General features: G+C 29.1%; 16 protein-coding genes. 12 read left to right on the top strand and 4 right to left on the bottom strand.

The genetic code is table 11. The features are described 5' to 3' along the window. The first annotated feature begins 13 nt into the window (after positions 1-13). The 7 genes from HW119_RS12890 (at position 14) to HW119_RS12860 (ending at position 8,247) form a co-directional block, all read left to right on the top strand. Positions 14-922, top strand: a complete 909-nt coding sequence (locus HW119_RS12890; protein ID WP_177765031.1) for a UbiA family prenyltransferase — start codon at positions 14-16, stop codon at positions 920-922. Next, positions 912-1,496: a Maf family nucleotide pyrophosphatase gene (locus HW119_RS12885; protein ID WP_177766672.1), complete on the top strand. Its 585-nt coding sequence runs from the start codon at positions 912-914 to the stop codon at positions 1,494-1,496. Before HW119_RS12890 ends, HW119_RS12885 begins: the two co-directional genes overlap by 11 nt. Continuing rightward, on the top strand, positions 1,496-2,005 hold the full coding sequence (locus tag HW119_RS12880; protein WP_255497886.1) for a mechanosensitive ion channel domain-containing protein: 510 nt from the start codon (positions 1,496-1,498) through the stop codon (positions 2,003-2,005). Before HW119_RS12885 ends, HW119_RS12880 begins: the two co-directional genes overlap by 1 nt. Further along, on the top strand, positions 2,005-4,482 hold the full coding sequence (locus HW119_RS12875) for a PIG-L family deacetylase (RefSeq protein ID WP_177765029.1): 2,478 nt from the start codon (positions 2,005-2,007) through the stop codon (positions 4,480-4,482). The genes HW119_RS12880 and HW119_RS12875 overlap by 1 nt, the downstream gene beginning before the upstream one ends. 92 nt (positions 4,483-4,574) lie before the next feature. After that, entirely contained in the window at positions 4,575-6,263 is a 1,689-nt protein-coding gene (locus HW119_RS12870) for a sodium:solute symporter (protein WP_177765027.1), read from the top strand. Positions 6,264-6,381: 118 nt separating this feature from the next. Beyond that, a complete protein-coding gene (gene nhaA / locus HW119_RS12865; protein WP_177765025.1) occupies positions 6,382-7,548 on the top strand; it encodes a Na+/H+ antiporter NhaA in 1,167 nt (388 codons plus the stop codon). 48 nt (positions 7,549-7,596) lie between these two features. After that, positions 7,597-8,247 carry an NAD(P)H-binding protein gene (locus HW119_RS12860; RefSeq protein WP_177765023.1) on the top strand — a complete coding sequence of 217 codons (651 nt, stop codon included), beginning with the start codon at positions 7,597-7,599 and terminating at the stop codon, positions 8,245-8,247. 34 nt (positions 8,248-8,281) lie between these two features. Here HW119_RS12860 and HW119_RS12855 read toward each other — a convergent pair whose 3' ends face one another. Continuing rightward, complete coding sequence (locus HW119_RS12855; RefSeq protein ID WP_177765021.1) at positions 8,282-9,154, bottom strand: pirin family protein; 873 nt, start codon at positions 9,152-9,154, stop codon at positions 8,282-8,284. Positions 9,155-9,478: 324 nt separating this feature from the next. Here HW119_RS12855 and HW119_RS12850 point away from each other — a divergent pair, with 324 nt between their 5' ends. Continuing rightward, positions 9,479-12,919, top strand: coding sequence for a T9SS type A sorting domain-containing protein (locus HW119_RS12850; protein ID WP_177765019.1), 3,441 nt, complete (start codon positions 9,479-9,481; stop codon positions 12,917-12,919). A gap of 285 nt (positions 12,920-13,204) precedes the next feature. After that, positions 13,205-15,595, top strand: coding sequence for a T9SS type A sorting domain-containing protein (locus tag HW119_RS12845; RefSeq protein ID WP_177765017.1), 2,391 nt, complete (start codon positions 13,205-13,207; stop codon positions 15,593-15,595). A 97-nt stretch (positions 15,596-15,692) separates the two neighbouring features. Here the strand turns inward: HW119_RS12845 and HW119_RS12840 are convergent, their stop codons facing one another. Beyond that, a complete protein-coding gene (locus HW119_RS12840; RefSeq protein WP_177765015.1) occupies positions 15,693-16,268 on the bottom strand; it encodes a hypothetical protein in 576 nt (191 codons plus the stop codon). A gap of 121 nt (positions 16,269-16,389) precedes the next feature. Between HW119_RS12840 and HW119_RS12835 the strand changes: the two genes are divergently transcribed. From HW119_RS12835 to HW119_RS12825, 3 genes are all read left to right on the top strand, one after another. Further along, positions 16,390-17,004, top strand: a complete 615-nt coding sequence (locus HW119_RS12835; RefSeq protein WP_177765013.1) for a hypothetical protein — start codon at positions 16,390-16,392, stop codon at positions 17,002-17,004. A 63-nt stretch (positions 17,005-17,067) separates the two neighbouring features. Next, complete coding sequence (locus HW119_RS12830) at positions 17,068-17,559, top strand: hypothetical protein (RefSeq protein WP_218620360.1); 492 nt, start codon at positions 17,068-17,070, stop codon at positions 17,557-17,559. Between the two features lie 33 nt (positions 17,560-17,592). Continuing rightward, positions 17,593-18,282 (top strand): hypothetical protein, encoded by a 690-nt coding sequence (locus HW119_RS12825; protein WP_177764996.1) that lies wholly within the window; start codon positions 17,593-17,595, stop codon positions 18,280-18,282. A 30-nt stretch (positions 18,283-18,312) separates the two neighbouring features. On the opposite strand, the gene HW119_RS12820 is transcribed toward HW119_RS12825, so the two are convergent. Continuing rightward, positions 18,313-18,933, bottom strand: coding sequence for an L-threonylcarbamoyladenylate synthase (locus HW119_RS12820; protein WP_177764994.1), 621 nt, complete (start codon positions 18,931-18,933; stop codon positions 18,313-18,315). A 20-nt stretch (positions 18,934-18,953) separates the two neighbouring features. Next, the gene (locus tag HW119_RS12815; RefSeq protein ID WP_177764992.1) at positions 18,954-21,290 is read right to left on the bottom strand and encodes an ATP-dependent helicase; all 2,337 of its coding nucleotides are present in this window, start codon (positions 21,288-21,290) and stop codon (positions 18,954-18,956) included. Positions 21,291-21,348 lie beyond the last annotated feature (58 nt).

Here is a 21,348-nt window from a genome sequence, read left to right as displayed (position 1 = left end):
AAAACCATGAAATATGAAAGTTTTAAGAAAAGATCAGCTACAAATAGGTGTTCAACTTTTAGTAATTGTTTTACTAATTCGGTACGGACTATTTAAAACTATAGGCATTGAAGTTGCTTTATCTGATCTTGAATTCTTTTTATTCATTATTTCTTTTGGTTTCATTTACGCAGGTGGATTGTTATTATTTGCAATTTTAAAGCAAGAAAAATATCCTGAACGTAAAATTCTAAAAAATATAGAAAAAGCTTATTACATTTACCTAGGATTAAATTCTATAGGAATTGGAATAAGCTTTTTTTTAGCTAATGAAATTGGTAACGTAGGTTACTTTGGATTTTTCATTGCTTTAGCTGCATTACTTTATTTATACATTACACAATGGATAAAAATTCCACTTTTAAATAATATTGTATTTGCAAGTATTGCTTCCTACCCTATTTTTACGGGAATCATTTTAGATTTGGTCCCAAAAATTGAAATGCAAAATCCATTTTTTCCTTACATGGATTTGTTTTCCATATTATTTTACTTTTCAACTTTAATTACTTTGCTATTCTTTATAAAAACATTAGTACTTGATTTAAAACATGTTAATGAAGATAAAGAACATCATAAAAAAACATTAGCAACCATGCACGGTATTGAAAAAGGAGCTTGTAGAACTTCTTTTCTTATTTTTATTCCAATTCTTTTAATTGTATTTTTTGCCCTAAATTATTTCAATACATTACAACCTTTAGTTATTTATTGTTTAATTGCGATAGCTGCACCTTTATTATTTGCTTTTTTACAATTAAATAAAGCTAAAGAAATCAAACAATTTAGCACATCAAACAACATTCTTAATGTAATAATTTGGTTAACTATAATTTCTATAGTATTTTTATTTTTTAATATAAAATACTATGTTGCTTCATAAATTATTAGAAGAAAAAAAACTCATATTAGCCTCAAATTCACCAAGAAGAAAACATTTTTTAACCGATTTAGGATTAACATTCGAAGTACAGCCATCGAATGTAGATGAATCTTATCCCGAAAATCTGTTACATGCTCAGATTACAGATTATATTGCTAAAGTAAAAGCTGATTTTTTTACTGATTTAGATGAGAATGAAATCGTAATAACTTCAGATACTTTGGTATGGAATAATGGAATTATTCTTGGAAAACCTGAAAATAAAACACAAACTTTTGACATTATCAAAAGTCTTTCGAATAAAACACACGAAGTTATTTCTTCTGTTTGTTTAAAGTCTAAAACCAAAATTAAAATATTTAATGCAATCACATTTGTTACTTTTACTGAGTTAACAGATGAAGAAATTTTGTATTATATCGAAAACTTCAAACCTTTTGATAAGGCCGGAGCTTATGGCATTCAAGAATGGATTGGATTAATTGGCATTAAAGAAATCAAAGGTTCTTATACCAATGTTGTTGGTCTACCGATGGAAAAATTATATCATGAACTTTTAGATTTTTTACAATAATGGAAATAAATATTAAAGAATTTTATCCGGAAATTATCGCTACCGTTTTAGTTATCATCATTGCTATTATTCTAAAATATGTTAGTAAAAAAATTATTAAAAAAATTTCAGAAGTATCTGAAAAAGCAGAAAATAGACGTCGAATCATAACCAAATATATCGATTGGATGATTTATACATTGTTTATTATTTCATTATTTGGAATTTGGGGAATCGACACTAAAAATGTAGTTACTTACATCACTTCAATTCTTGCATTTATTGGAGTTGCTTTATTTGCACAATGGTCGGTTCTTAGTAATATTACAGCCGGAATTGTGATGTTTTTTTCATTTCCGTACAAAATCGGAGATATAATAAAAATAGAAGATAAAGATTTTCCTATCCAAGCTGAAATAGAAGATATCAAAACTTTTCATACTATTTTAATTACTGCAGAAGGTTCAAAAGTTACTTATCCAAACAATCTTTTCTTACAAAAAGCAGTCGTAATCGTAAAATCTAGCTAATGTTTAACCGATTAAAATATCTGATATTATTAGCTGTAACCTTACCTTGTTCAGCTCAAAAACCAATTAAACTTACACCTTCTGAAATTTATCATAAGGTTGAAAAATTAAACACATTAGCTTCTGCTTTATATATTGCAGCACATCCTGATGATGAAAATACGCGATTAATTACCTATTTATCAAACCATGAACATGCAGAAACTTCTTATTTGTCACTAACTCGTGGAAATGGAGGTCAAAATTTAATCAGTAATGAACTTGGTGATGTACTTGGAATTATCAGAACACAAGAGCTTTTAAACGCTCGTAAAATTGACGGTGGAGTTCAGTATTTTTCGACAGCAAACGATTTTGGTTTTTCTAAACGTCCGAGTGAAGCTTATGACAAATGGCAAAAAGAGCAAATTTTAGCTCAAGTAGTTTATACAATTCGAATGCTTCAGCCCGACATTATTGTAAACCGTTTCGACCACAGAACCGAAGGAAATACGCACGGACATCATACAGCATCGGCGCAGTTATCTGAATTAGCTTTTAATGATGCAGCAAACTCTAAAAAGTTTTCAAATCAATTAAATCAAGTTACGACGTTTCAACCGACACGCTTATTTTTTAATGCTTCGTGGTGGTTTTTTGGCGGAAAAGAACAATTTGCCAAAGCCGATAAATCAAAATACATTCCATTAGAAATTGGTGTTTATTATCCATTATTAGGAAAATCAAATCAAGAAATTGCTTCATTAAGTCGAAGCCAACATCAATCTCAAGGTTTTGGAGACATGTCTTCGCGAGGTTCAGATATTGATTATTTAGAACTGATTTATGGTCCGAAATTAAAAAACGAACAAAATCTTTTTGAGGGAATCGACACTTCGTGGAACAGAATTAAAAATGGAAAAGCAATTGGAAATAAAATTGAAAACTTATTGCAAAATTTCGATTTTAAAACTCCTGAAAACAATGTAAACGCGTTGGTTGAAATCTATAGTTTAATTCAAAATTTAGAAAATTCAATTTGGAAAGAACGAAAACTAAAAGAAGTAAAAGATTGTATTTTATTTTGTACAGGTTTGTTTTTTGAAGTTAGTAGCGACAATCAATTTATATCACCAAATGAAACAGCATATTTTAAATTTGAACTAATAAATAGAAGCAATTACCCAATTGAATTCAATCAGGTTAATGTTTTTGGTGAACAATTAAAAAATATTGATGCAAATTATTTATCAAATAATGAAGCTAAAATAGAAACTTTTAGTTTAAAAGTTCCAAATAATATACAACTTTCAAATGCTCATTATTTAGAGAATTCCGAAAATTCATTCTACAATCAATTTAAATCTTTAGATGAATTAAATTACAATATTGAATTAAAAATCAATGACATAAACATAAATTTTGAAAACAAAATAGTTTACAAATTTAAAGACGAAGTTAAAGGTGAAGTTTATGATAATGTTTTAGTTGTTCCGAAAGTTAGCGCTTCAATTAAAAACAAATTGAACATAATCGAAAATCAAAAAAGTCAAAAAATTGAAACTTTGTACAAAAGTTATGTTGATAATTTTTCGGGTAAAGCACGTTTAGTTTCTAAAAATAATCCTGAAAAAAAAACCGATTGGAAAGAAATTAATAATTTAAAATATTTACAAGAAACACATCTAACTTTTGAAGTTGCTGTTTCTGACAAACTTTCTGAAGAAATTTATCAACTTGAGGTCATTTCAAATGATGAAATTTTTGATAATGACGTTCAAATTATAAGCTACAACCACATTCCTACTCAAGTACTTTTAACAAAGTCTGAAGCAAAAATTAAAAGAATTGAAATAGCAAAATCAAATTCTAAAATTGCGTATTTAATGGGTGCTGGAGATGACATTCCGACGAATTTGCAAAACATTGGATATGATGTTGATTATATTTCAAGCGAACAAATCTCAAAAGAAAACTTACAAAAATATGATGTCGTTATTTTAGGAATTCGAGCATTTAATACGATTAACGAACTGAAATTTAAAAACAAAATTCTATTTGATTTTGTTTCAAATGGCGGAACTTTAATAAATCAATACAATACCAATCATTCGTTAGTGACCGAAAAAATTGCACCATATAAATTGCAATTATCAAAAGATAGAATAACAAACGAAGATGCAGAAGTTAAATTCTTAAACCCGACGCATCCGGTATTAAATTATCCGAATAAAATCACACAAAATGACTTTACAGGTTGGGTTCAAGAACAAGGTTTGTATTATGCGAACGATTACGATTCGAAATTTATACCTATCTTAGAATCCAAAGATTTTAATGACCCAAAAACGCAAGGTATTTTATTAATTGCGCCTTACGGAAAAGGTTATTATGTTTACACCGGTTTGAGTTTCTTTAGACAATTACCTGCTGGAGTTCCGGGTGCTTACAAGCTTTTTGCAAATTTAATTGCTTTGAAAAATGAAACAAAAAAATAATTTTAAATGGCGAAGAAGTTATAGTGTTGTACTTTTTTTGAATGTGCTTTATTTGGCTTTTTTCTATTTTTTAATGAGATTATATTCATAAGATGAATTATATAGATTGGATAATTTTAAGTTCAACACTTTTATTTATTGTTATTTACGGAACATTAAAATCAAAAGGAAGTAAAAATGTTGAAGAATATATTTTAGCTGACCAAAATACCAATTGGTGGACGGTTGGTTTATCTGTGATGGCAACTCAAGCAAGTGCGATAACTTTTTTATCAACACCAGGGCAAGCCTTTCATGACGGTTTAGGATTTGTACAATTTTACTTTGGTTTACCCTTAGCGATGATTGTAATTTGTATGGCGTTTATTCCTGTTTTTCACAGATTAAAGGTTTACACCGCTTACGAATTTTTAGAAAACAGATTCGATTTACGAACCCGAACATTAGCCGCAGTTATTTTCTTAATTCAACGAAGCGTCGGAACAGGTTTAACCATTTATGCACCGTCAATCATTTTATCGTCAATCTTAGGATGGAATCTGACTTATATAACGGTTACAATCGGAATTTTAATCATCATTTATACCTATTTCGGAGGAACAAAAGCTTTAAACGTTACGCAAAAACAGCAAGCTTTCGTTATTATGTTTGGTATGATGATTACTTTTTTATTGATTATTTATAAATTCCCAACAGAAATCACTTTCAACAACGCACTAGATATTGCATCGATAAATGGAAAAATGAATATTTTAGATTTTTCTACTGACCCGTCAGAAAAATATACGGTTTGGAGCGGAATTACAGGAGGATTTTTCTTAATGTTGGCTTATTTTGGAACTGACCAATCGCAAGTTGGACGTTATTTATCAGGAAAATCAATCAAAGAAATTCAAATGGGATTGATTATGAACGGAGCTTTAAAAGTACCGATGCAGTTTTTTATTCTTTTAGTTGGTGTAATGGTTTTTATCTTTTTTCAGTTTAATAAATCTCCTTTACATTTCAATCCGAATAATACACGAATGATCGAAAATTCGGCATACAAAGCACAATATCAAGAATTAGAAAATAAATTAGATGCCGTTTTAGACGAAAAAAATGAAATCACGTTGCTTTATTCTGGTCAATTAAATCAAGATTATGACAATCCGATTTTAGAAGAAAAAATGATTAGTTTAAATGAAAATGAGCAAAACATTCGAAAAGAAGCTTCTGAATTAATCAAAAAAGCAGACCCAAAAGCTGAAACAAATGATAAAGATTATGTTTTCATTTATTTCATTCTTAATTATTTACCACATGGTTTAATCGGTTTACTTTTGGCAGTTATTTTTTCGGCAGCAATGTCATCTTCAGCTTCTGGATTATATGCAATCGCTTCAGCTTCTTCAATCGATTTGTACAAATCACATGTAAAAAATAAAACAGATGAAGAATATTTAAAAGCAACGAAAGTTTCTGTCATTTTTTGGGGAATCATTTGTATTTTGACTGCTTGCGTTATTAATTTATTTGAAAATTTAATTCAATTAGTAAACATTATTGGTTCAATATTTTACGGAACCGTTTTAGGAATTTTCTTGATTGCTTTATTTATAAAATATGTAAAAGCAAAAGCTGTTTTTTGGACAGCACTATTTACTCAAATTGCAATTATTTATATTTTCTTGTTGGATGTTGTTGGTTATTTATGGCTGAATTTAATTGGTACGCTTGGAGTTATCATACTTTCTATAATCGTTCAATTCTTTATAAATATGAATTCAGAAAAAAGATGATTTGATTTTAAATGAATAGTTAAAATTTTAAAATCAAAGTCCAAATTAATAAAGTTCACTAAATTTACGTTTCTTAACTAAACGAACCTTAAAAGCTTAAGGTTGAAAATTCTATAAAATGTCTCAAAAAATTAACTTAACCGTATTTAAAGAATTTCTAAAATCGAGTAATTTCGGAGGAATTCTTTTATTCGTTTGCGTTGTTTTATCATTAGTAATAGCAAATAGCCCTTTGGCAGAAAATTTACAAACACTTTTAGACACCAAATTAGGTTTTGAAAATGATTCAGTTCATTTAAATTATTCCGTTTTAATGTGGATTAATGATGGATTAATGACCATTTTCTTTCTTTTAGTTGGCTTAGAAATAAAACGTGAAATTGTTGAAGGCGAATTATCATCTCCCAAAAAAGCTTCGTTGCCTATTTTATGTGCTATTGGAGGAGCAATAGTTCCTGCAATAATTTATCTTTCATTAAACTCAGGAACGGAAACTGCTTCGGGTTGGGGAATTCCAATGGCAACAGATATTGCTTTTGCTTTAGCTGTAATTTCATTATTAGGTAAAAGTGTTCCTTCAAGTATTAAAGTATTTTTGGCTGCATTAGCCATTGTTGATGACTTAATTGCAATTTTAGTTATTGCTTTCTTTTATTCAAACGGAATTGAAATCACTTATTTATTATATGCTGGAATTGGAATGGTTGTACTTATTGCAATGAATCGTTTTAATGTTCAGAATCCATATTTATATTTAATTCCAGGTGTTTTTATTTGGTATTTTATTCATCATTCGGGAATACATGCAACCATTGCAGGAGTTTTAGTTGCTATGACTATTCCGACAAATGATACAGATATAGAATCTCCATTAGAACGTTTAGAGCACGCGATTGCAAGACCTGTAAATTTATTTATCATTCCCATATTTGCCTTTGCAAACACAAACATAACGTTTCAACAAGAAATGCTTCACGGTTTAACTTCACCTATTGGTTTAGGTATTTCATTTGGATTATTCTTTGGAAAACCAATCGGTATTTTATTAACTTCTTTCATTTGTACTAAATTAAAAATTAGTCATTTACCAGAAGGAAGTCGTTGGGCACATATTGTTGGAGTTGGATTTTTAGCTGGAATTGGATTTACGATGTCCATATTTGTTTCGCTTTTATCATATAAAAATCCGTTATTTGTAGCAGAAGCTAAATTATCAATCTTACTAACTTCGGTAATTGCAGGATTGGTTGGTTTCTTCTTTTTAAAATCATTAAAGCAAAAATAATCATTATCTAAGCAAGTGTTTTTCACTTGCTTTTTTATTCAATATATTATGAAAGCAATTGTAATTGGAGGTTCAGGCGCAACCGGAAAAGCCTTGATTAATCAGTTGATTTTAGACGATTCTTATTCTGAAATCATAAGCTTTGTACGAAAACATTCCACTATTAAAAATCGTAAACTAAAAGAAATTATCATTGACTTTGAAAAGTTAAGTGATTATAAAACTGATATAATTGGAAATGTTGCTTTTTCTTGTTTAGGAACCACTTTAAAAGTTGCAGGAAGTAAAGAAGCGCAATGGAGAATTGATTATGAATATCAATTGGAATTTGCCAAAATTTGTAAAGCAAACAATATAAAAACATTTGTTTTGGTTTCGTCTGTTGGAGCAAATAGTGGTTCTAAAATCTTTTACTCAAAGATGAAAGGTTGCTTAGAAAATGATATTAAGAATTTAAATTTTAAGCAATTATTTATTTTTCAACCACCAGGTTTAATTCGACCATTTTCAGACAGAAAAGGTGAAATTCTCGGAATAAAAGTTATTCAGTTTTTCAATGCAATCGGTTTATTTAAAAATTATAAACCTTTACATGTTGATGATTTAGCAAAAAATATGATTCAATCTACTAAACAACTTCCTGATGGAACTTATACTTTGAAATCTTTAGAAATAAAAAAAATACTCTCAACGTCATAATTAAAATTGAGAATATTTTAGTTGTAAAATAAACTTATAAATTTCCGAATTTACCAGAATTAAAGTCATTAACTGCCTCCATTAATTCTTGTTGTGTGTTCATAACAAACGGACCGTAATGAGCAATTGGTTCGTTTATTGGTTCGCCTGATAAAACCAGAACTATTGCATCTTCATTCACTTTTACTGTAAAAATTTCTCCATTTTTTTCCATCAAAGCCAAATGATCTGTTGGTACTTTCTCTGTATCATTAATACTAATGTTTCCTTCTAAAACCAACAACATGGTATTATAATGTTCTGGGAAAGAAAACGAAACTTCTGCTCCTAATTTAGCTTTTAGATTGTACATATGAATTGGAGTAAAAGTAGAAGCAGCACCTGCTATTCCATTATAATTTCCAGCAATAATTTCAACTTCACCTAAATCATTTTTCAAATCAAACCTTGGAATATTTTCATTTTGAATAGCTTGATATTTAGCTTCTGTTTTTTTAGCATCAGCCGGTAAATTTACCCAAAGTTGCACCATTTGAAAAATCCCACCTGTTTTACTCCATTCCGTTTCATGAAATTCTTTATGTAAAACTCCAGAAGCAGCAGTCATCCATTGTACATCGCCTTCACCAATAATTCCACCTCCTCCACTACTATCTCCGTGTTCAACACGACCTTTATAAGCAATGGTAACGGTTTCAAAACCTTTATGCGGATGAACTCCAACACCACGCGGAATTTCTGACGGTGGAAAATTATATTTAGAATTGTAATCAAACATAATAAATGGATCCATGCTTTGCATATCCATACGATATGCACTTGGAATGAAATTATGAACTCTAAATCCATCTCCAACAAAATGTGGTTCTCTCGGACTAACTATTATTTCGACATTTCTTGTTTTCATATCTTTTTATTTTATATACCAAATTTACAATGATAAAAATTATTAAGTAATAATCTAGATTAAGAAGTTGCAAAAACATTCAAAATAAAATATTCTAATAATTTCAATAATTAAAAAGTTTAAATCATAATTTAGTTTCCTTTATAGAATATTTAATTGTATTTTATAAATTAAAATTTAAAAAACAAATGAATTAAAATAAAATAACGACAATAAATTATTTTTTTTAGTTAAAAAAACTAGTATTATATAAAAATTTATATTTATTTTTATACTGATTTCTATTTTTTTTAATAAAACAAACCACTTATAAACAAAAATATTATGAAAAAAATCTGTTTAATTTTTATATTTCTTTTTTGTTCAAATCACATCGTTCTCGCACAACAATATGTACCAGGAGCAAATAACATCCTTTATGTAAAAAAGAATGCAACAGGTTCTGGAAATGGCGACTCTTGGAATAATGCAGTTCCAGAATTAGCAGATGCATTAAAATGGGCGCATGTTAATAAAGCTAATTTTAATAATACTCCATTGCAAATATGGGTTGCTGGAGGAACTTACAAACCAAAATATTCACCAGAAGATGGTTCAAATTTTGGTACAAATCAAAACCGAGAAAATAGCTTTTTAATGGTGAAAAATGTTAAAATGTATGGTGGATTCTCAGGAAATGAAACAATTTTATCTCAGCGAAATTTGACTTTACCAGTAAACGAAACAAATTTATCTGGTAATATTGGAATTTTGAATGACTCTTTAGATAATACTTACCATGTATTAATAGCTTCGGGAGATTTAGGTTCTGCACTTATTGATGGTTTTACTATAAAAGAAGGTAATGCAAACCAAAATTTATATATACAAGTTAATAATAAATTAATTGATCATTCAATAGGTGCTGGACTTAGCATTTCCGATTCTTCATTGACTATTACGAATTCTATTTTTAAGAATAATTTTGCCAAATCAGGTGGAGGAATTGCTACATATAAATCAATTGGAACTGTAATAGATTTCTTGGTTACAATTTCAAACTCTTCGTTTATTAATAATTCATCATCAAACTATGGAGGAGGTATAGCTGTAAATAATTATAAAATAAATATAATAAATTCAAATTTTAACAATAACACTGGAGATTCTGCAGGTGGAATAAATATAAAAGAATCTGTTGTAAATATTACAAACAGTAATTTCAATGGAAATACTGCCAGTTTTGGAGGGGCTATGCAAATTGGTTTTGTTTGTACAACTACTATTTCAAAATGTAAGTTCATTAATAATTCAAGCACTTTTGGCGGAGCAATCAAGAACAGTTCCAATTTAAACATTTCAAATTCATCTTTTATTGATAATTCTTCTGAATTTGGGGGAGCAATCTATAATTCCAATTTTTTTAATACTCAATCCCAATTTACAGTAGAAATTTTAAATTCTATTTTCAGAAATAATTTTGCACTTACACAAGGTGGCGCAATTTTAACAAATAATAATATTATAACTAAAATAACAAATGCTACTTTTAGTAAAAATAATGGAAATGGAGGAGCTTTATATTTAGAAATAGACTCGAATGTTTCTATTAATAATTCAATTATTTGGGGAAATTATAACAATACTCCAAGTAATATTAATAATATTTATAAAGTACCAAACAGCAATTTGACTTTTAAAAACAGTTTAATCCAAGGTAGTGGAGGTAGTACTAACTGGAATACTTCTTTTGGTACAAATAATGGAAATAATATAGATACAAATCCATTATTTACAAATTATTCAAATAATAATTTTACTTTGCAAAATAATAGTCCAGCTGTAAATGCCGGTAGTAATGCTCTATATGGTCCAACATTACTTTCAGATACTGATTTACAAGGTAATCCACGTTTAATAAATGGAATTATAGATTTAGGTGCTCATGAAAAAACTTGCGGAGTTACTTTATCAGTTGCCAGTACTAATGTGAATTGTAGCTCAGCCTCAAGTGGTTCTATAAATCTAACTATTTCTGGAGGAGTTACTCCTTATTCATACTCTTGGAATGATGGAATAACTACAGAAGATAGAAGTAATTTGAGTGCGGGAATTTATTCAGTTACTATTACTGATGCAAATGGTTGTACGGTAGCTACCTCTGTCACAATTAATCAGCCAACTGTAGTAGCATTACCAACAGCATCGAATCAAACGTTTTGCTCAAGTCAAAATGCAAAAGTTTCTAATTTAGTAACAACAGGAACTGCGATTAAATGGTATAGCTCTGCAACATCAACTACGCCATTAGCAGCGACTACAGCTTTAGCTTCTGGAAACTATTTTGCAACGCAAACAGTAAATGATTGTGAGAGTAATCGTAAACAAATTACAGTTACAATTATCAATACAGCTTTACCAACGACGTCGAATCAAATGTTTTGCTCAAGTCAAAATGCAAAAGTTTCTAATTTAGTAGCAACAGGAACTGCGATTAAATGGTATAGCTCTGCAACATCAACTACGCCATTAGCAGCTACTACAGCTTTAGCTTCTGGAAACTATTTTGCAACGCAAACAGTAAATAATTGTGAAAGTACACGTAAGCAAATTACAGTTACAATCACCAATACGGCTTTACCAACGACATCGAATCAAACGTTTTGCTCAAGTCAAAATACAAAAGTTTCTAATTTAGTAGCAACAGGAACTGCGATTAAATGGTATAGCTCTGCAACATCAACTACGCCATTAGCAGCTACTACAGCTTTAGCTTCTGGAAACTATTTTGCTACGCAAACAGTAAATGATTGTGAGAGTAATCGTAAACAAATTACAGTTACAATTGCCAATACAGCTTTACCAACGACATCGAATCAAACGTTTTGCTCAAGTCAAAATGCAAAAGTTTCTAATTTAGTAGCAACAGGAACTGCGATTAAATGGTATAGCTCTGCAACATCAACTACGCCATTAGCAGCGACTACAGCTTTAGCTTCTGGAAACTATTTTGCAACGCAAACAGTAAATGATTGTGAGAGTAATCGTAAACAAATTACAGTTACAATTATCAATACAGCTTTACCAACGACGTCGAATCAAATGTTTTGCTCAAGTCAAAATGCAAAAGTTTCTAATTTAGTAGCAACAGGAACTGCGATTAAATGGTATAGCTCTGCAACATCAACTACGCCATTAGCAGCTACTACAGCTTTAGCTTCTGGAAACTATTTTGCAACGCAAACAGTAAATAATTGTGAGAGTAATCGTAAACAAATTACAGTTACAATTGCCAATACACCAAATAGTCCAACTGGAATTTCTCCTCAATCTTTTGTACAAGGTTCGCAATTAAATCAAATTATAATTAATCCAGTATCATCGGTCTTTTATTTAACTGAAGTAGATGCAAGTACTGGCACAAATCAATTACCATTAAATACACCACTTGTGAATGGCACAACTTATTATGCTGTTGTAATTGGAACTAACGGATGTCCAAGTTTGCCATTGCCAATTACAGTAGATGTTTATTTAACGAATGACAAGTTTGATATGGATAAATTAAAATATTATCCAAATCCGGTTGATGACATATTAAATATCGAATATTTCGAGAAAATTGTACAAATTGAGATTTATGATTTAACAGGAAGAAAAGTTAAATCATTAAATACAAATAATCAAAATATCGAAGTTGATTTATCTGATTTGACCTCTGCAGCTTACATGATTCAAATGAAGACCGAATCAAAAGAACAATTCATCAAAATCATAAAAAAATAAATAAAAGTAGGAAATTTTAATTATTTGAAATTTCCTCTTTTTTAATATTTTTAATTTTTTTTGTTTGTTTTTATTCAAAAATTGTTTTGCTTATCTAAAATTCAAATCTTAAAATATTTTACACTTTAAGTTAAATTGTTGTATTAAATACAATTTAAAATCTTAATAAATTGCTTTTTTTGTATATTTTTACAAAATAAATATACCAATATGTGTGTGTTGTAAAATTATTATACCTAATTATATTTAATTAAAAAGCATTTACCACTTATAATAAAAAATACTATGAAAAATTTATGTTTAATTATCTTATTTCTTTTTTGTTCAAAACACATTGTTCTCGCACAACAATATGTACCAGGTGCAAATAATATCCTTTATGTAAAAAAGAATGCAACAGGTTCTGGAAATGGCTCATCATGGAATAATGCGATTCCTGAATTAGCTGATGCATTAAAATGGGCGCATGTTAATAAAGCCAATTTCAATAATACGCCATTACAAATTTGGATTTCAAGTGGTTCTTATAAACCAAAATATTCTCCTCAAGATGGTGCAAATTTTGGTACAAATCAAGGTCGAAAAAATAGTTTTTTACTGGTGAAAAATGTATCTATCTATGGTGGATTTGCTGGAAATGAAACTGCCTTAACACAAAGAGTTTTAAATTCATCTACAAACGTAACTATCTTATCAGGAGATATAGGAATTTTAAATGATTCTCTTGATAATACAAATCATGTTTTAATAGCTTCTGGAGATTTAGGTAATGCTGTTGTTGATGGTTTTACTATAAAGGACGGAAATGGAACTGAAAACGGATCATTAATTGTAAATGCTAATTCTATAGTAAATTCGCAAGGTGGAGGTATTTATGTTATTAAAAGTAATTTAATTTTTTCAAATAATATTCTGATTCAAAATTATGCAAAATATGGTGCAGGAATGTATGCAAATAAACCAATATCAGAAACTTCGGATTTTTTGATTAATATTTTAAATTGTAATTTTAAGAACAATAATAGTAATCAAGGTAGTGGAATCTATTTAAATAATTATAATGCTTCAATAACAAATTCGACTTTTGAAAACAATGCGGCAAGTTTCTATGGTGGTGGAATTTATAATGTAAACTCAACCCCAACTATTACAAACTCAAGTTTTATTAATAATTCAGGTGTTTATAGTGGTGGTGCAATACAAAATGATCAAAATTCTTCAACAATATTAATAAGTTCAAACTTTATTGGTAATTCAGGACAATATGGTGGAGCCATAAGTAATAAACAAAGTTCTTTAAATATTTCAAACTCTATTTTCAATTCTAATTCAGGAAATTATGGAGGAGCAATAAGTAATTATTTTAGTTCAATGAATATTTCTAATACCAAATTAATTGAAAATTCTGCTAATTTTGGAGGTGGAATTCACAATAGAAATACTTTATTAAATATAATAAATTCAACGTTTTTACTAAATTCTGCTTCTTTTGGAGGTGCAATCGATAACATAGAAACGAATAACACAACTATTACGAATTCAAATTTTAGTAAAAACAGAGCAAATTACGGAGGAGCAATTAGAAATGATTCTTATGTTACCACATTTATAAATAATACGATTATTTGGGACAATTTCAATTCTAATCAAACTAATATTAATAATATATTGGCAGACAATCCAAATAACTTATTTTGCAAAAACAGTTTAATTCAAGGAAGTGGCGGAAGTAATAATTGGAATGCAACTTTTGGAATAAACAATGGAAATAATTTAGATACTAACCCGTTATTTACAAATTTTGCATTAAACGATTTTTCATTACAAAGCAATAGTCCTGCTATAAATGCAGGAGATAATATAATTTACGGAACTACATTACTCGTAGATACTGATATATTAGGAAATCCTCGTTTAGTAAATCAAATAATTGATATTGGAGCATATGAAAAAACTTGTGCTATTAATTTTACTGTAGCAAAAACAAATGTAAGTTGTAATTCAATATCAAGTGGTGCAATTAATTTAACTGTAACAAATGGATTACCACCATATACATTTATTTGGAACGATGGCTTTACAACCGAAGATAGAACAAATTTAACTGTAGGTGAATACACTGTTATCATTAAAGATGCTAACAATTGTACTACAAGTACTAGTATAACAATTCAAGCTCCTGATTTAATTCCTCAGTCCCCAACTGGAGTTTCTCCACAGTCATTTGTTCAAGGTTCTTTAATAAGTCAAATTATAATTAATCCATCAACAGCTGTTTTTTACATTTCTGAACAAAATGCGTTGACAGGTACAAATCCACTTTCACCAAACTTGCCACTTGTAAATGGAACAACGTATTATGCAGTTGTGATTGGCGCAAACGGCTGTAGAAGTACGCCCTTAGCGATTACAGTTAATGTTTATTTATCTAATGATGAATTTGATTTGGAGAAATTAAAATATTATCCAAATCCAGTTAATGATAAATTAAATATTGAATATTTCGAAAACATTGTTCAAATTGAAGTTTATGATTTATTAGGAAAAAAAGTTAAAACTTTTCAAACTGATGACAAACATGTAGAAATTGATTTATCTGAATTAAGTTCATCAAATTATATATTACAACTTAAAACAGCAGCTAAAAAACAATTCATAAAAATCATAAAAAAATAAAAAAACTCAATAAGTTTATTAATAAACATGCCCCAAAAAGTTAGTTACTTATTGGGGCATATCGATTTTAAAGTATTAAATCGGATTTTTTTTATGCTTATTTCAATCTAACAAAAAATGCGTTTTTTGGAATATCAAAAGTTTGAATTCCGTATCCTGAAGTAGATGGAAAAGAAGAATATAATTGCATTGTATTCGTTTTTAAATCAATACTTTTTACAATTCCGCAATGTCCCCAAGTTGATGTCCAAAATTGAACTAAATCGCCTTCAAGAACTTCATTTTTATCATCAATTGAGATTCCGATTCCTTTTTTAATTAAGGCATAATATACACCTTTGGGAACATTTGAATTCGCTTTTAATAATGTTTGAATATCTTCATTTGTAATGATTCGAATTCGTTTTTTATCATCTTTATTCAAAGGTTGCATCTTTTCTAGAACCTGAATAACTAATTCGGTACAAACTGCTTTTTTATAAGTTGATGAAATTTCGGGACCGTATTGTTTGACAATTCTAACAAGCTGTTTATTTTTCTCAGGAATTTCTTGTTTTGCTTCCTGTTTCCATTGACTTTCGGATAGATTATCTAAAAGTTTATTACTACTGATTAATAAAAAAGAAATTTTCAAAATCAGAAGAATTCTAAAAAGACTAGAAATCTGATTCATTTTAAAATTTGTTTGGTTAAATAAAAACATAACTTTTTATGAATTTACTAAAATTTAATCAAAAATACACTTCATTATTTACAAAAAAAAGCTACATTTAAAGTAATTAAATTCCATCAAAATGAAATCCATACATTTAATTCTACTATTATTTACAATTAGTTTTTTTAGTTGTAACAAAAAAACAACGAAAAATGAAATAGATTCCATAGAATCAATTCAAAAAAAGCAAATTGAAAATTACGATAAAACGTATGCTGATGCAGGCGAATTGATTGCCGATTTTTCGATTAATCTAAAACCAAATAAAAAAGAGATTGCAAATTGGGGAAATGAATTGATACCTTGGATTAGCATCGAACATGCACCAAATGAAATTTCGCGATTGGTAAATCCGGATGAAATTTTAATTAAACAAACTTCAGCTAAATTGATAATTGATTATCCATTAAACAATCCAGCTATCATCGAAATTACAAATGTGAATGGATTTTCTCGTAAAGATTTAATTTTAATAATCAGTAAAAAATACATTGAAATTTATAATGAAGAAGAAGCTTCTGCAAAAACAAAAACGATTCCTTTAGAACAACGAACTGGTTTAATTAACAGAAATCAGACCGATGGAAAATATGGAATTTGGGGACATGATATATCAGATTTAGGATTAAGTGGAATTGAATTGTATCAAAATAAAGCAGGACAAATTACCATTTCATTACAAATTGAATCGTAATCTTTTAATTTTTCTTTCGTCAACCAACTATTTTAAAGTAAATCAAGTATGAATCAAAAAAAAATGACATTAAATAATGTAGATATAGATTTAGAAATCGTTGATAATCTACTAATTGAAAATCGTAAAATCGAAGCAATAAAATATATTATCGATAAATGTAATATGGGTTTAAAAGATGCCAAAGATTTTATAGATTTTTACAGTTCAGGAAATCAAAATGAAAGTGTGAATTTTAATGTTTCTAGACAAGAAAGAGTTCAAATCAAAATGCAAAATAATACTATTCAAGTAAAATATTTCGATAATGATGAACTTGGAACTTATGTTGACCCAAATCATCCTTTGTGGCAAAATGTAAAAAGAATCATGACTAATAACGAAAGAATTAAAGAATATGAAAAGTCATTTTTTGAAGAAAAAAATGAATCTTCACATAGTAAAAACTCTAGAAACGCAAATCCAATAACTATTCAAACAAAAAATTCTGGAAATCTTATAATTATTGTACTCATTATTATTGCTATTCTTGTTTCATTGTACTTGATGAATTAAGAGATTCTTAAACTTATTTCCAACCAACTATTTATGAAAAATAAATCTTTAATCATCGTATCCATTCTCTTTATGGGAATAGGTTCAATTTTTTATATCCAAAATTCTAAAACAGAATCCAATAAAAGTAAAGTTGAAATAATTGATCATTACGATTTTAAAAAAGATTCAATTTTATATTCCGATTATTTAAAACAAGTAAAAAATCAGAAAAGTAATTTTACAAATATTAGTGAAGCTAAGAACTTTTTGTTTGAAATTTATAATAAAAATATTCCTGAATATTGGATTGGTACAAAATGGAATTTCAATGGAACAACAAGAATTCCAAACAAAGGAACGATTGCTTGTGGTTATTTTGTAACAAATACACTTTCAGATGTTGATTTTAAAATTGAACGTGTAAAATTAGCTCAAGAAGTTTCTTCTAAAATGATTAATCAGCTTTGTGTAAACATCAAGCGATTTGGAGATTTTAGTAAATTAAAAGATTATATCAACAATCAACCTGACCAAAGTGTTTTTATTATCGGTTTAGATTTTCATACTGGATTTGTATTGAAATCGGGAAATAAAATTTATTTTTTACATTCAAATTATATCGACAACGAGGGAGTTATTAAAGAAGAAATTGATAATTCTATTGCTTTAAGAAGTACTAAAACTTTTATGATTGGAAATTTGACTGAAAATGAAGAACTAATTTCAGAATGGATAAAATAAAAAAGCTTCTAAAAAAATAGAAGCTAAATATTATAAGACATCTAAACTACCTTTTCCTTCACGAATAACTTCGGGTTCATGACCTGATAAATCAATAACTGTCGAAGCAAAATTATCACCATAACCACCATCAATAACCAAATCGACAATATTTTGCCATTTCTCAAAAATCAATTCAGGGTCGGTTGTGTATTCCAAAAGTTCATCTTCATCATAGATAGAAGTTGAAACAATTGGATTTCCAAGTTTCTTTACAATATCAATAACAATATTATTATCAGGAACACGAATTCCAACTGTCGTTTTCTTTTTAAACTCTTTAGGAAGATTGTTATTTCCTGGTAAAATAAACGTATATGGCCCTGGTAAAGCACGTTTTAAAATCTTAAACGTACTGGTATCAATTTGTTTGATGTAATCAGAAATGTTACTTAAATCACTACAAACAAATGAAAAATTAGCTTTTTCAAGCTTAACACCTTTAATTTTAGCAATTTTTTCTAACGCTTTTGTATTCGTGATATCGCAACCTAAACCATAAACAGTATCGGTCGGATATATAATCAATCCGCCATCTTGTAAAACTTTAACAACCTTATCAATTTCTTTTTGATTGGGATTTTCTGGATAAATTTTAATAAACTGTGCCATAACATTTTTTTTACTAAAAATTACGAAATTACATTCAACTTAGCAAATCGAAGTAATAATTTTTTAATTCCGCCAACTTCAAAATGAATTTCGGCTTTTCTATCTGCCCCTATTCCTTCTAAATTTAAAATTTGACCTCTTCCAAAACGTTCGTGCATAACGGTTTGTCCTTTTTCTAAACCAGAAGTATCAGCTTTACCTTGTGTTGAAGAAATAGCTTTTGAAAGTTCTTTTAACTTACGAATTTGCGGACCTTCTGATTTATTGTTAATTTCAGAAAACGATTTTGGTGGTGTTCCTGAAATCGGTTTAGTTTGTCTGAATTTAGATTTATCAACATCTCCAAAAATATCCGAATCGATACTTGATTTGTATCTATAATTTTTTTCTGGAGGCGTTAAAAACTCCAAATATTGTGGGTCGATTTCTTCAATAAAACGCGACGGGTCACAATCTGTAAGTTTTCCCCAACGATAACGAGATTGTGCATAAGTTAAATACGCTTGATGTTCGGCACGAGTTAAGGCTACGTAAAACAAACGACGTTCTTCTTCTAATTCGCTACGCGTATTCATACTCATGGCGCTCGGAAACAAATCTTCTTCCATTCCAACACAAAAAACAGTTGGAAATTCTAATCCTTTTGCCAAGTGAATCGTCATTAACGCCACGCGGTCATCATCACCTTTATCATTGTCTAAATCGGTTGCAAGTGCCACATCTTCCATGAATTCTGACAATGCACCACGCGCACCATCAACTTCTTTTTGACCTTCGATAAAATCTTTAATACCATTTAATAATTCTTCAATATTCTCAAGTTTAGCAATACCTTCTGGTGTTCCATCTTTTTTTAATTCTTGAACTAACCCCGTTTTTTTAACAATATAATCAGCTAAATAATACGCGTCTTGAGTTTCATTTATTACCTGGAAATTTTTAACCATAGTAACAAAATCGTTGATTTTATTTTTAGTTCCTGCGGTAAGTTTTAAATCAATTTTATCGATATGTTCCATTACTTCAAAAATACTTCGTTTGTAATGATTCGCAGCAATGTTTAATTTTTCTACTGTTGTATTTCCAATTCCACGTGTTGGGAAATTGATGATTCGCACCAAAGCTTCTTCATCTTTTGGATTAATTACCATTCGAAGATAACCTAGAACATCTTTTATTTCTTTACGTTGATAAAACGACAATCCGCCATAAATACGATACGGAATATCGCGTTTACGCAAAGCATCTTCCATTGCGCGAGATTGCGCATTGGTACGGTAAAGAATCGCAAATTCTCCATTCATTTTTTGATGCATCATTTTTTCTTCAAAAATGGTACTTGCAACAAAACGTCCTTCTTCGGCATCGGTTATCGAACGATGTACTTTAATTTTTGGTCCGTCTGGATTTGCTGTCCAAACCACTTTATCTAATTTGGTTTTATTTTTATCGATGATGGTATTTGCCGCTTCTACAATATTTCTAGAAGAGCGGTAATTTTGCTCCAATCGATAAGTTTGAACTCCTTTATAATCTTTCTGGAAATTTAAAATATTATTGATGTTCGCTCCACGAAATGCATAAATAGATTGTGCATCGTCACCAACTACACAAATATTCTGAAAACGGTCTGACAACGCTTTTACAATCAAATATTGCGAATGGTTGGTATCTTGGTACTCATCAACCAAAATATATCTAAAACGGTTTTGATATTTTAATAAAACATCTGGATGCAACGTTAAAAGTTCGTTGGTTTTTAATAATAAATCATCAAAATCCATCGCCCCCGATTTAAAGCATCGTTCTACATATTGCTGATAAATATCACCAACACGCGGTTTTTTAGCCATTGCATCAGCTTCTTGTAATTCGGGATTATTGAAATAAGCACGAACTGTAATGAGACTATTTTTATAAGAAGAAATTCTATTTAAAACTTCTTTTGGTTTATAAATATCACGGTCTAATTGCATTTCTTTGATAATTTGACCTATTAATCGTTGACTATCTTGAGAATCATAAATCGTAAAATTAGAAGGATAACCTAATTTATCAGATTCCGCACGAAGAATTTTAGCAAATACCGAGTGAAAAGTTCCCATCCAAAGGTTTTTAGCCTCAGAATGACCTACGATTTTAGAAATACGTTCTTTCATTTCACGCGCCGCTTTATTCGTAAAGGTTAACGATAAAATGTTAAACGCATCAATTCCTTGATGCATTAAATAAGCAATTCGAAGGGTAAGAACCCTTGTTTTACCTGAACCGGCTCCTGCAATTACAATCATTGCGCCATCTTTCTGTAAAACAGGTGCTCGTTGAGCTTCATTTAACTGATTTATTAATGCTTCCATATTTTCTAATTTCAAAAAATCAAATTTACTACTACATTATGGTTATTACAAGTTTTTT

It is taken from the genome of Flavobacterium sp. I3-2, assembly GCF_013389595.1.
Classification (GTDB): Bacteria; Bacteroidota; Bacteroidia; order Flavobacteriales; family Flavobacteriaceae; genus Flavobacterium.
This window is presented reverse-complemented; position numbering and strand designations above follow the sequence as displayed.